11 protein-coding genes and 1 tRNA gene are annotated in these 11896 nt (G+C 56.9%); 8 read left to right on the top strand and 4 right to left on the bottom strand.

Annotated features, from left to right (window positions below; all coding sequences use genetic code 11):
• The first annotated feature begins 36 nt into the window (after nucleotides 1–36).
• From BLR44_RS14285 to BLR44_RS14275, 3 genes are all read left to right on the top strand, one after another.
• Entirely contained in the window at nucleotides 37–699 is a 663-nt protein-coding gene (locus tag BLR44_RS14285) for a protein-L-isoaspartate(D-aspartate) O-methyltransferase (protein WP_089683042.1), read from the top strand.
• A gap of 227 nt (nucleotides 700–926) precedes the next feature.
• Nucleotides 927–3002, top strand: a complete 2076-nt coding sequence (locus tag BLR44_RS14280) for a M43 family zinc metalloprotease (protein ID WP_089683039.1) — start codon at nucleotides 927–929, stop codon at nucleotides 3000–3002.
• Nucleotides 3003–3105: 103 nt separating this feature from the next.
• Nucleotides 3106–4806 (top strand): PHP domain-containing protein, encoded by a 1701-nt coding sequence (locus tag BLR44_RS14275; protein WP_218127085.1) that lies wholly within the window; start codon nucleotides 3106–3108, stop codon nucleotides 4804–4806.
• Here BLR44_RS14275 and BLR44_RS14270 read toward each other — a convergent pair.
• Nucleotides 4795–5574 carry an O-methyltransferase gene (locus BLR44_RS14270; RefSeq protein ID WP_245706065.1) on the bottom strand — a complete coding sequence of 260 codons (780 nt, stop codon included), beginning with the start codon at nucleotides 5572–5574 and terminating at the stop codon, nucleotides 4795–4797. The two genes, BLR44_RS14275 and BLR44_RS14270, sit on opposite strands and share 12 nt — an antisense overlap.
• Before the next feature lie 8 nt (nucleotides 5575–5582).
• Nucleotides 5583–5972, bottom strand: a complete 390-nt coding sequence (apaG, locus tag BLR44_RS14265) for a Co2+/Mg2+ efflux protein ApaG (protein ID WP_089683035.1) — start codon at nucleotides 5970–5972, stop codon at nucleotides 5583–5585.
• A 114-nt stretch (nucleotides 5973–6086) separates the two neighbouring features.
• Between apaG and ung the strand changes: the two genes are divergently transcribed.
• Nucleotides 6087–6749: a uracil-DNA glycosylase gene (gene ung, locus BLR44_RS14260; protein WP_089683033.1), complete on the top strand. Its 663-nt coding sequence runs from the start codon at nucleotides 6087–6089 to the stop codon at nucleotides 6747–6749.
• Between the two features lie 37 nt (nucleotides 6750–6786).
• Here ung and BLR44_RS14255 read toward each other — a convergent pair whose 3' ends face one another.
• Both BLR44_RS14255 and BLR44_RS14250 read right to left on the bottom strand, forming a co-directional pair.
• The gene (locus tag BLR44_RS14255) at nucleotides 6787–7407 is read right to left on the bottom strand and encodes a DNA-3-methyladenine glycosylase (RefSeq protein WP_089683031.1); all 621 of its coding nucleotides are present in this window, start codon (nucleotides 7405–7407) and stop codon (nucleotides 6787–6789) included.
• Between the two features lie 22 nt (nucleotides 7408–7429).
• On the bottom strand, nucleotides 7430–8407 hold the full coding sequence (locus BLR44_RS14250) for a YheT family hydrolase (RefSeq protein ID WP_089683029.1): 978 nt from the start codon (nucleotides 8405–8407) through the stop codon (nucleotides 7430–7432).
• A 150-nt stretch (nucleotides 8408–8557) separates the two neighbouring features.
• Between BLR44_RS14250 and BLR44_RS14245 the strand changes: the two genes are divergently transcribed.
• From BLR44_RS14245 to BLR44_RS14230, 4 genes are all read left to right on the top strand, one after another.
• A tRNA-Asp gene (locus tag BLR44_RS14245) sits at nucleotides 8558–8634 on the top strand.
• A 246-nt stretch (nucleotides 8635–8880) separates the two neighbouring features.
• On the top strand, nucleotides 8881–9300 hold the full coding sequence (locus BLR44_RS14240; RefSeq protein WP_089683027.1) for an RDD family protein: 420 nt from the start codon (nucleotides 8881–8883) through the stop codon (nucleotides 9298–9300).
• Nucleotides 9301–9615: 315 nt separating this feature from the next.
• Entirely contained in the window at nucleotides 9616–10287 is a 672-nt protein-coding gene (locus tag BLR44_RS14235; protein ID WP_089683025.1) for a class I SAM-dependent methyltransferase, read from the top strand.
• Nucleotides 10288–10307: 20 nt separating this feature from the next.
• Complete coding sequence (locus BLR44_RS14230; RefSeq protein ID WP_089683023.1) at nucleotides 10308–11873, top strand: FAD-dependent oxidoreductase; 1566 nt, start codon at nucleotides 10308–10310, stop codon at nucleotides 11871–11873.
• The last annotated feature ends 23 nt before the right edge of the window (nucleotides 11874–11896 follow it).

The raw sequence follows: 11896 nt of genomic DNA, 5'->3' as shown, positions 1-11896 counted from the left end.
TTATCCAACGGGAAAGCCCTACCTTTAGCGCAGTATATGAGAGAGTCCATTGAGGATAGCTATCGCCACCGGGGCATGCGCAGGGCGTTGTTGGGCAAACTGAGAGAAAAGGGCATCCACGACGAGCGGGTGCTGCATGCCATCGGCCAAATTCCCCGTCACATCTTTTTCGACGCTGCGTTTCTGGAACACGCTTATCAGGACAAAGCCTTTCCGATCGGCGAGGGGCAGACCATTTCGCAGCCTTACACCGTGGCGCGGCAGACGGAACTGCTGGACGTAGGCCCCGGCATGAAAACGCTGGAAGTCGGGACCGGCTCGGGCTACCAGGCGTGGGTGCTGGCGCTGCTGGGCGCGAAGGTGTTCAGCGTGGAGCGCATTCCGGCCCTGTACCAGAAAGCCCTGCACTTGTTTCGGCGGTTGCCCTACGCGGTGCAGCTGCACCTGGGCGACGGAACCCTGGGGTGGAAAAGCCGGGCGCCGTTCGAGCGCATTCTGGTCACCGCCGGCGCGCCGTTTGTGCCCGATGCGCTGCTCGAACAACTCAGCCTGGGCGGAAAGCTGGTGATTCCGGTGGGCGACGACCAACAGCAGCGGATGATTCGCCTGACCAAACTGGCGGGCAACGAAATCCGAAAAGAGGAGTTTGAAGTATATCGGTTTGTTCCCCTCAAAGGAAAGCTGGGCTGGAACGAGTAACCGGCAGGGAGGAAAAATCTGCCAATCGCCTGATTTTTCCCCTCAACAGGCCTGCGGCCGGATATAAATTAGCCGTTCCGGAGCGTTGTGTTGTTACCTTGCCTGAAACCGGCGGTGTAAAATAAGTTGACAAAGAGACGGGCGTGTGTTGCGCAATTTCACGTTATTTTTGTAAGACTGACCGGAGAAGACGCGAGGTGAACGGCCAGGTCAGGACGTAAGTCATTATGAAAAAAATTCTTTACGCTTTTCTGTTCGGGGCGCTCTTCGGAACGACCGTCCCCGAAGTAGGGCATGCCCAGTACATTTGTGGGACCGAAATGCCCAGTATCCCCACCCCCGGCCGGCTGGGCAATCCGAAAACGAACGCGCTGCGCACGGCTGCCGACGAGGTGCTCGTTGTGCCGGTGGTGTTCCATGTGGTGCATCAGAACGGGTCGGAGAATCTCAGCAAGTCGGAAGTAGCGCGGGCGCTGAAAATCGTAAACGACTATTACCGGCGCAACCGTGCCGATACGTCGCGCATTGTGGCGGCCTTCAAACCCATTGCGGCCGATACACGCATCGAGTTCCGGCTGGCGCAAATCGATCCGAATGGGAACTGTACCGATGGCATTACGCGCCATTTTTCGCCGCTGACCAACGGCGAAGCCGCTACGGGCACCCGGGCGAACCTGACCAACGAGTTGATCGACCTGGTGAGCTGGGATCGAAACAAGTACATCAACATCTACGTGCTGAAAGACATCTTCGCCAGCAGCGAGGGGGTGATCGCCGGGTACGTGAGTTACGAAGGGAGTCGCCCGGCCGTGGCCGTGTTCCGGGCCGGCAGCGCTTTCGACAACACCATCGCCCACGAGTTGGGGCACTACCTGGGACTGGCGCACCCGTGGGGTGCTACCAACAACCCGCAGGTAGAAAGTAATTGCGACACCGACGATGGCATTGACGATACACCGAACACCCTCGGATCGCCCATCGGCGCCTGTAACCTGCAGCAAACCACCTGCGGGTCGCTCGACAACGTGCAGAACATCATGGACTACTCCAGTTGCGGCATCATGTTCACGCAAGGCCAGGGCACCCGCATGCGCGAACTGCTGACCGACACTCCGGACAATGGCGTGTTGAATAGTCTGGTGACCTCGGCCAATCTGGTGGCGACTGGTACAAACGACGGTTACGTAGCCGGAACCTGCCCGCCGCGCATCGACACCTTTTACCCGGCCGATACCCTGATCTGCGACAACACGGCCGTGAAATTTTCAGCGTCCCTGTACAACACCGACCTGTCGGGGGTTACGTACGAGTGGTATTTTCCGCAGGCCACCCAGAACGAATTTACCGCCCAGAATCCTACGCCTGCGTTTTCCGGCTCGGGAACGTTCAGCGGCCAGTTGATCGTCCGCAATAGTGCCGGAGCCGATACCTTGTCGTTGGAAGGGCTGGTGCGCGTGCGCGACCGCTCCAAGAACAAACCCTTTCCGTTCGTGGAGTATGCCGAAAGCGCTACGTTCCCGGTATTGAACAACGATCCCGCCAACAGTTGGCAGATTCAGGCATCTCCCGAAGTCTCCAGCAACAACTTTACGTGGAATCGTACGGTCACGGCTTCGTCGCAGGGGGCGGCGTCTATCCAGCTCAGCAACCGGGCAACCGAGGGAACGCACCACTACCTGACTTCGCCTCTGATCGACCTGACCGGTCAGACCACCGCCCCGAAACTCTATTTTCACATGGCGTATGCGCGCCGCCCGAACGATACCAAAGAAGAGGTGATGAACATCAACATCTCGACCGATTGCGGACGTAGCTGGAGCAAGGTGCGGGTCTTGTCGGCAGCGCTGATGGCGACGGCGCCGGAGCAGACCAGCAGCGACTGGGTGCCTACCGAGGACCAGTGGAAGGAGTTTGTGTACCCCCTCCCGTCGGCCGTAGCGGGTCAGTATCTGCTGGTGCAGTTCGACGTAACGTCGCAACGCGGGTTAAGCCTCTACCTCGATCAGATTTCCATCGGCGATCCGCCCACTTCTTCGGCCGACGATCTGCCGGAACTGAGCGGCTTGAAGCTATACCCCAACCCTACGGCGGGCACATCAACGCTTCGCTACCAGCTGACGTCGCCGCAGGCGGTCGAACTACGGGTGGTCGATGTATTGGGCCGTCGGGTGTGGTCTTCGGGACAACTCTGGCGCGGGGCGGGTACGCAGGAAGATGAAATTCAGGTTGCGGCACCCGGCATCTATTTTGTGCAGGTCGTGGCCGATCAAGTCACACGAACCATCCGTCTGGTGCGGCAATAGCGCACAGATTTCCGTACTTTGCCGATCCTTTTTCGCCGAAGAAGGATCGGCTTTTTTATGTCATTTCACCGTGTGCGCACCACACGCAAATCACTCATTTCCCTTGACCAACCGCGACATCATTCGTGCCTTTAAGCTGACCGCCAGCCTGCTGGAATTACACGCCGCCAACCCGTTCAAAATTCGTTCGTATCAGAATGCCGCCCTTAACCTGGAGCGCCTGGAGCAGCCGCTCTTGGGCATGACGCCCGACGAAGTGGCGGGTCTCGAAGGCATCGGTAAGGGCATGGCCGAGCGCATCGCCCGCCTGGAAGAAACCGAAAGCTTTCCTGAGCTGGACGAACTGCTCACCCAGACGCCGCCCGGGGTGGTAAAGATGCTTTCGCTGAAGGGCCTGGGACCCAAAAAAGTCCGGACGCTGTGGCAATCGCTCAAGGTGGAAAGCGAACAGGCCCTGTTGGAAGCTTGCGAAAACGATCAGGTTGCCGCGCTGAAAGGGTTCGGCAAAAAAACGCAGGAGTCGATTCGCGAATCCATCTTGTTCTCCATGCGCAACGCCGGAAAGCTACATCTTTCGGCGGCCGAAGCCCTGGCTGAACAGGTGCGGCAACTTCTGCTCGATACCGGGGCCGTACAGCGGGTAGAAATTGCCGGGCAGACACGCCGGAAACTCGAAATCGTTGACCAACTGGAGCTGCTGGCGGCGATCGAACAGCCCAGTGTTTTGTGGAAGGCGCTGGAAAACCACGTGATGCTGGCCAAAGACGAAAGCGCTTCCGGGCCTTTTGTGTGGCGCGGGCACCTGACCGAGGCAGACGTACCGGTGGCCATTCTGACGTGTCGACCTGAGGAATTTGCTGGTGAGTGGCTCCTGCTATCGTCGGCCGATGCCCACCTGCAATGGGCGGCTGCCAGCGGACATGCACTGGTCTCGGTTGCGCGCAACGGGGCATTTGCTTCCGAAGAAGCTATTTATCAGGAGGCGGCTTTGCCTGCCTTTCCGCCGGAACTGCGCGAAGGCATGTTGGAAGCGCAGGTATTGGAACAAGGCGAGGTGCCCCGTTTGCTCGAAATGGCCGATCTCAAGGGCATCTTGCACAACCACTCGACTTACAGTGACGGGAAACATACACTCGAAGAGATGGCACGCTACTGTCAGGAATTAGGATACCAGTACCTGGGCATCTCCGACCACTCGAAAACGGCAGCTTACGCCGGTGGTTTGCAGGAGTTTCGGGTGCAGCAACAGCACGAGGAGATCGACCGGCTGAACAAAACACTCGCGCCTTTCAAGATCCTGAAAGGGATTGAATCTGATATTCTCGGCGATGGCTCGCTCGACTATGCCGACGACGTGCTGGCCTCGTTCGATTTTGTGGTGGCCTCGGTGCACTCCAACCTCGGTATGGATCAGGCCCACGCCACCGACCGCCTCCTGCGCGCCATCGAAAATCCGTATACCACCATGCTGGGGCACCCGACGGGCCGTTTGTTGTTGCGTCGGGAAGGCTATCCACTCGACTTCCGGCGCATCATCGATGCCTGTGCCGAACACAACGTAATTATCGAAATCAACGCCAATCCTTGGCGACTGGACCTGGACTGGCGCTGGGTGCCGTATGCGTTGGAGAAAGGTGTATTGATCAGCATCAACCCCGATGCGCACGAAAAGGCGGGTTACGCGGACATGTACTACGGCGTCTGCATGGGGCGAAAAGGCGGGCTAACCGCCGACAAAACGTTTAATGCCTGGCCGCTCGACAAGGTAGAAACCTGGTTGCAAAAGCGCCGCTCAAAGGCGTAGGCGGAAATGTTGCTTGGGCTGTTTCTGCCGAAAAAAGACCAGACCCAGCCAGAACAGATCGAGGGTGAGCGTAACGTCCGGATGCGCCTGAATCTCCTGCCAGGCCTGTTCCATTTCGCGTGACCAGTGAATGTCGTCGAACACAAAACAGGTTGCTTCGTGCGCTTTGGCAAGGCACTGACGAAAGTAGCGGAGGGTGGGCTCCCGGCGGTGGTTTGCGTCGAAGTACACGAAATCGACGTGCGGTAGGCGGGCCAGGGCAGGAGCGAGGGTCTCTTCCAGCGGACCTACCACAAGCTGTGCCTGGGTATCGCGTAGCGTTTCACGCGCCAGGGCCGCCGTGGCCGGGCATCCTTCCAGCGTTACGACAGATGCCTGGGGATTCGGTGCCGCCAGATACGCCGTGGTGAGGCCCAAGGACGTGCCGAGCTCGACCAGATAAGCGGGGCGCAGAAATTCTACCAGCCGAAACAGCAGTTGGGCGCGTTGGGGGCGTTGCGCCGACCGGCGAGCCAGTTCCTGCACCGTGCGCTGACGGGAACGTGCGGCACCCGCCCCGAAATCGGTGATCTCCAGCGAGCGGGTGTCGCGCAGCAAACGCTGCCGGTGCTGCTCAATGCCCTCAAACGCATAATACTGCTTGTCGGGCCGCAACACTTCCGTGTACAAATGAAAAACAAACGGCGAATGAATGCTGTGGGCGTCACCGGCGTGCTGTCGGAAACGGGCGTAGCGGTAAAGCGTGCCTAGAACCTGCGAAATGGACAACGGGGACGCTAGTTCAGCCGGTAAGGAGACACCATCGTAAACTCGGGGATCTGCACTTCGAACAGGTGGCCGTCCATGATGCGTTCCATCTCGTAGGTGCCGTACATTTTGCCCAGCCCCGATTTTAGATTACATCCCGATACGTATTCGTGCGTCTGACCGGGTTCCAGCGTTGGTTGCTGGCCCACCACGCCATCCCCTTTCACCTCACGGGCCGTCAGGTTGTGCGCATCGTGAATGAACCAGTGCCGCCGCAGGAGCTTGATGGTGTGGTCGCTACAGTTTTCGATGGTAATCTTGTATGTGAAAACAAAATGAGCTTGTATCGGATTAGAATACTCAGGCTGGTATTCGGTCACAACACTTACCCGGACGCCTTGCGTAGTTTGAGTGACCATAATGTGGAAAGTTTTACGTATACAGCAGGAAACGTCTAAAATTAAAGATAAGTTTTGGGTTGTCAACCCTAACACCTAATAACCGCAAGCTTCCTTACGCTAAAAAAATTACCTATGGATGTAAAAATTGCCCCTTCCTGGAAAGACCATCTGCAACCGGAATTTGAGAAGCCTTACTTCCGCGAACTGGTTTCGTTCGTCAAGCAAGAATACAAAACGACCACCGTGTATCCGCCGGGCAATCTGATTTTCAACGCTTTCGACCATTGTGCCTTCGACGAGGTGAAGGTGGTGATTCTGGGACAAGACCCGTACCATGGCCCCAACCAGGCCAACGGATTGGCCTTCTCGGTCGCCGACGGGGTCACCAAGCCGCCTTCGCTGATCAATATTTTCAAGGAAATTGAGCAGGAGACGGGCAAGCCAGTACCGAAATCGGGTAATCTGGAACGGTGGGCCGACCAAGGTGTCCTTCTGCTGAACGCCACGCTGACGGTGCGCGCACGCCAGGCCGGATCGCATCAGAAAAAGGGCTGGGAGATTTTTACCGATGCGGTGATCAAAACCCTTTCCGAGCAAAAAGAGCACCTGGTGTTTATGCTCTGGGGGGCATATGCACAGAAAAAAGGCGCCGTGATCGACGGGAAAAAGCATCTGGTACTCCAGTCGGCGCACCCGTCGCCCTTTGCCGCCGACCGGGGTTTTTTCGGCAATCGCCATTTTGTCCAGGCCAACGAATACCTGCGTCAGCACGGCAAAGCGGAAATCGATTGGTAGGTCCGTTTGTGCATTGGCCGTTGCGGGCAAAAAAGACCTAACGCGTGCCGCCTTTGGCGGGGCTGACCCAGGGACTATCGCGTACTGAAAAGCGCCACGGCAGGTCGATGTGTTCTTCAGCATAAGGTATACCGACACGAGGTCCGGCTACGATTTGTGCGTCCGGTACCGACGCGTGGCGGTCTTCCAGCCAGACGTCAGGGCTGGTAACCAGATCGGTTCCGAAATGCGCCTTGGAGAGCCCCAATGACTGGGTCATCACGCCCGGGCCGGCCGTCAGGTTGCGTTTCACCTCGGTCATCTGCCGCCGTTGCAGCATCGTCGCTACGCCGTCGGTCGGTTGAAGGGCCCGGATCAGGACCGTGTCGGCCAATCCTTCGCGATTCGTCACAATGTTGAACAAATGATGAATGCGGTAGACGGCGTAGATGTACAGCAACCCACCTTCCCGGTACAGCAACTGCGTGCGCGCATGTCCCTTGGCCAGATGCTTCTGTGTCGCGATGTCGTCGCGGCCATGGTACGCCTCCGTTTCCACAATCCTCCCGCCTGTCAGCTCCCCGCCAAAACGGGTGAAGACGTACTTGCCCAGCAGCTCGCGGGCAAGCTGCACTACATCATCGCGGGTATAAAATGAACGGGGGAGTCGGGGAAACATCGTGTTGTGGTGAAATGGCAGGCTAGGACGTCAGGCCCAATGACTCAACAAACTCCAGCGCGCGTTGTTCAGCCCAGTTAAGACGAAAGCCGTAGCGTGTGAAACCGACGTGGCCGCCGGTCAGCGGCATTTCCAGGTGTAGGAAAGTGTGGTCGCGGGCTTCGGCGACCGGGAAACATTTGCCCGCCAGCATGGGATCGTTTTGCGCATTGACCAACAGCGTCGGCCGCCGGATGCCCGCCAGGTAGTGGACGGCGCTGGCTTCGTGGTAAAACCGTGCGAGGTCCCGATAGCCGTGCAGCGGCCCCATAAACCGCTCGATGAACGAAGGAAAGTCCTGAATCAGGTCCAGGTTACGTATGTTGACCTGGTCAGGAAACTGAAGCGCTTTGCGCACCATTTTCTGTTTGAGCTTCTGCAGAAAGCGGCGGCGGTACAACACGTTGTGGGGGTGGTGCAGGCGCACGATGCTGCTGTACAGGTCGCAAGGAACCGAAAATACCACGGCCCCTTGAACGGCTTCAGGGACGGGAGCTGCAGTCCGACCCAGGTACTTTAGGGTCATGCTGCCGCCCATGCTAAAACCGATCAGCACAAGCTGCCGGTATTTTCCTGGTGCCAATGCGTGCTGCACGACGGCTGCCAGGTCGTCGGCATCGCCGTGGTGGTAAAAGCGGGGCAGACGGTTCATCACGCCGCTGCACGTCCGGCAGTTCCACGCCAGCACGTGCCAGCCCTGTGCCGCAAACGCGTGCGCCATCCCGACCATGTAGGCCCGGGAACTGTCCCCTTCCAGACCATGCGACAGCACGACCAGCCGATTCTGGTCCACAGCGGCATCTACCCAGTCCAGATCCAGAAAATCACCATCGGGGAGTTCCAGGCGCTCCCGCCGGTAAGCCACGGGGGGCTGGCGTCGCCACAGGTGGGGCGCGATGGTTTGCAGGTGCCCATTGAACAGAAGGCGCGGCGCACGGTAGGGGGAAGCAACAAGAGGCATATCACTAGAACAACGAAAAAGGGGCGCAGGAGATGCGTACCGCACGCCTGACCGATTATTTTAATTTTTTTCAGCCCCCGCTTGCATCCAAACAAAAAACACCTACTTTTGTGCCCACGTTCGCCGAAAGGGAGAACAAAAACAAAAGTTGGTCTGGTAGTTCAGTTGGTTAGAATACATGCCTGTCACGCATGGGGTCGCGGGTTCGAGTCCCGTCCAGACCGCCACTCATAAGGATAAACCCTTGTAAGTCAAGCACTTGCAAGGGTTTTTTGTTTGTGGATAAAAATTATCCAAGTCCCCTTTACCTCTCTAAACTAAATCACTCTCACTCTTAAAGTTTTATTCGATTGAGTCCGAGGGATTTAGCGAATCATTCGAAATTTTAGTGACGACCCTGACGACTCCCTTTCGTGCTTTGGGCTTTCATGCTTCTTTCCTGATTGCTATATTGTATGCTAAAACTTCAAGTTATGGTACAATCAGAAATTCCGGGCGTGTTTGTTCGTGTGAAGGCCGTCGTCCTCGATTCTTTTGTGTTGATGTTACTGATGCTGATGGTGACGGAACTGTTTTCTAGTTTCGAAGCCGTACCGGACCTGTACCGAATTCTGGCCTTTGTACTCATCTTCGGCCTGTATGACCCCATCTTGACAAGTTCGGTCGGAGGGACCATAGGCCACATGGTGTTTGGTCTCCGGGTGAAAAGAGACAACCACGAAGGCAAAAACATTCTGTTTCCGGTCGCTGTGGTCAGGTTTCTGGTGAAAGCGACGCTAGGTTGGATTTCGCTGGTAACCGTGATGGGCCACAAACAGGGAAAAGCGATTCACGACATGGTAGCACGGTCGGTGGTTGTCTATCACACAAAGAACTTGAAAGTAGCAGCGTAGGAGACATTGAAAGGATGCTCCAGGCGCTGGCGCATGCTGACCTACTATTCATTGCTACCTATCTTCAAGGAAACGCAGAGTTAAAAAGAGGATACACGTACAGAGGCGCGTGGGATTTCACCCTTCCAAAAAGCAACAGCTATACAGAGGCCCGGAAAGCTATTCTCTATAGGTCAGTAGGCTGCGAATGCTTTAGGGGTTGTCCGCTGATAAGGGTGCCCTGGGCTGATCTCAGTTCGGCAGAAAGCGCTTCGGCTTCCTCGAAGGCGTCTTGCTGGTGGCGGTCCGATCATCTTATCCCAATCAAACGGATTTATGTTAAAAAAGGCGCTGAAACTCCTGAGGACAGCCACGCTGGTCCCCCGAAAAATCTCTTATTACGATTTGAGAGCCTTTGCCAAGCGGGTGGAGGCTAAGCCTAAAACGCTGATTGTTTACATCGAATTTGAGTTTGAGGACATCATCAAGGAGTACGACATCCTGCCTCAATACCAGTACCAAACCGACCGCTATTACGAGCTGTTGGAGGGCATTGCACCGGCGTCTTACAATACCATCATCTGTACCGGATTGCTGGAGCATATGTCAGACCCGGCCCGTCTGGTGAAACAATGCCACTCCATTCTGGCACCGGGCGGAAAGCTCTACCTGTCGGTCAGCAGCGTGTTTGCGGTGCATCGGGGCCCGGAAGATTACTATCACCTGACACAATACGGCACCCGCCATCTGTTCGAGCAGTGCGCCTGGCAACACCTCGACATCCGGGGGGCGTGTGGGCCTTTCCGTACGATCGGCATTTTGCTGCAACGCATTCTCCTCCAGGCAGAAGTCCGGTTTGTGTTCAGGCCCCTTATCGAGGCGCTGGCCTGGTCGATTACGCTGCTCGATGGTCTGGTCATCCGGCAATACGACGGCCGTACGAAAACAAACGAGCACCTCATCGATTCCATGATGCCGAGCAACGTGCAGGTCATTGCCACCAAGTGAATACTTCAAGTTGAGTCCCAATGCTAATTGATGCCAATTCGCTTTCGTCCGAGACCCTGGTAACAGAAGTCTGCATTGTGGGAGGAGGCCCCGCCGGCATCACGCTGGCGCGGCAACTTGCGGCCGAAGGGCTACGCGTGCTGGTGGCCGAGAGTGGCGGGATAGCATCCGAAGAGGCGGCCAACCAGTTGAATGCTATCGATTACACGTCTAATTTTACGTATCGTCCGCATCATACGAACCGGTGTCGTCAGGTCGGCGGTACGGCCAACCTGTGGGCCGGGCGGGTAGTGTCTTTTCAGTTTCACCCGGTGCTGGATCGGGAGTGGGGCACGTTGCCTGCCCTGTTGGAAGCCTCAAAAAGTCGGGCGCATGCTACCCTGGGCATTGCGCAGCGTTTCGTGGCGGCATGTCCGGTGAGCGAGGGCGAAGTAGTGAGTTTGTGGGGGAAAAAAATTGAGCGATTCAACCGACGGTCCACGCACCTTCGTGCAGGCGATTTTGAGCTGGTCTACCACCTGACGTACCGGGCAAAGGCCACCGAACGGCAGGGGCGGTTTACGGCTTTTGAGTTTCAAGCTGCTAACGGGCGGTCTATTACGGTCGAGGCTGCCTATTTTGTGCTGGCGGCGGGCGGCATCGAGAATGCCAGGACGTTGCTGCTGATGGAGGAGGTGCTGAAACCTCGCATGGGAGCCAATTTCCGGAATGTCGGGAAGTACCTCATGGACCACCCTAAAATTGTGCACGGGTCTTTTTACTTTGAGAACTTCCCGGCCTCGTTGCAAAAACTGAAAATGCAGGTGGCAAAGGAGGGAAAGCTCAAATACGGTCTCAAACGCGTAAACCCTCGTACCGGCGTTCGGGCGTACGCCAATCTGATCGAAACCGAGCCTACGCTTTTGAGCAAATGGTTTACCCAGGCGATGAGTCTTTACAAAAGGGTGAAGAAAAACCTAAGCGGACCCGGTGCCCTGCCCGAGCCTTCTCAACGCATCCCCAGTGTCCACCTGGAATCGAAAGAGTTGATCCCCCACGCGTTTCTCTACCGTTTGCGATCCCTGGCGCTGTTCTCTAAAAAGAAAGACAACTGGTTTCGGGTGGTTTGCTACGTGGAGCAACGGCCCGAGGCCGCCAATCGGATGGTATTGCGCCATGACACGCCCGATGCTCACGGACTGCCCACCCCGGAACTGCACATGCGTCTCGGCCCGGAAGCGATGGAAGAGGCGGTGCAGTTGTACCGTGACTTGCAGCGCCACATGGCCGCGCTGGGCGGTACGCTTACCTTTCAGGAACAAGCGCTGCGCACCTCTGCGAATTATACGGACGCTTCGCATCATCTGGGAGGCACCCGCTATTCCATCGACCGTGACCGGGCCGTCGTGGACGAATCTCTGCGGGTGATCGGCTGTCCTAATTTGTTTGTGGTAGGAAGTTCGGTTTTTCCTACCGGCAGTGTGGAGAACCCCACGCACCTGATCGTCAACCTGGCCCATTACCTCGCTTCTGTCATCGTAGAAGAACATCGAACCGCCGCCCTCTCCGCCAACGAAACCGCGATCCTGAAAGCCAGCGGGCGCTGATCCAATTCCGGCGAAATACTGCT

It is taken from the genome of Catalinimonas alkaloidigena (assembly GCF_900100765.1).
GTDB classification, from domain to species: Bacteria; Bacteroidota; Bacteroidia; order Cytophagales; family Flexibacteraceae; genus Mooreia; species Mooreia alkaloidigena.
The sequence above is the reverse complement of the archived record's forward strand: the minus strand, read 5'-3'. Positions and strand labels throughout refer to the sequence as shown.

Bases quoted from the DNA above. Each gene is read 5' to 3' on its own strand.
- BLR44_RS14255 (WP_089683031.1), bottom strand. From the start codon at position 7,407: ATGTTTCCCCGACTCCCCCGTTCATTTTATACCCGCGATGATGTAGTG.
- BLR44_RS14280 (WP_089683039.1), top strand. From the start codon at position 927: ATGAAAAAAATTCTTTACGCTTTTCTGTTCGGGGCGCTCTTCGGAACG.
- BLR44_RS14285 (WP_089683042.1), top strand. From the start codon at position 37: ATGAGAGAGTCCATTGAGGATAGCTATCGCCACCGGGGCATGCGCAGG.
- apaG (WP_089683035.1), bottom strand. From the start codon at position 5,972: ATGGTCACTCAAACTACGCAAGGCGTCCGGGTAAGTGTTGTGACCGAA.
- BLR44_RS14230 (WP_089683023.1), top strand. From the start codon at position 10,308: ATGCTAATTGATGCCAATTCGCTTTCGTCCGAGACCCTGGTAACAGAA.
- BLR44_RS14235 (WP_089683025.1), top strand. From the start codon at position 9,616: ATGTTAAAAAAGGCGCTGAAACTCCTGAGGACAGCCACGCTGGTCCCC.
- BLR44_RS14240 (WP_089683027.1), top strand. From the start codon at position 8,881: ATGGTACAATCAGAAATTCCGGGCGTGTTTGTTCGTGTGAAGGCCGTC.
- ung (WP_089683033.1), top strand. From the start codon at position 6,087: ATGGATGTAAAAATTGCCCCTTCCTGGAAAGACCATCTGCAACCGGAA.
- BLR44_RS14250 (WP_089683029.1), bottom strand. From the start codon at position 8,407: ATGCCTCTTGTTGCTTCCCCCTACCGTGCGCCGCGCCTTCTGTTCAAT.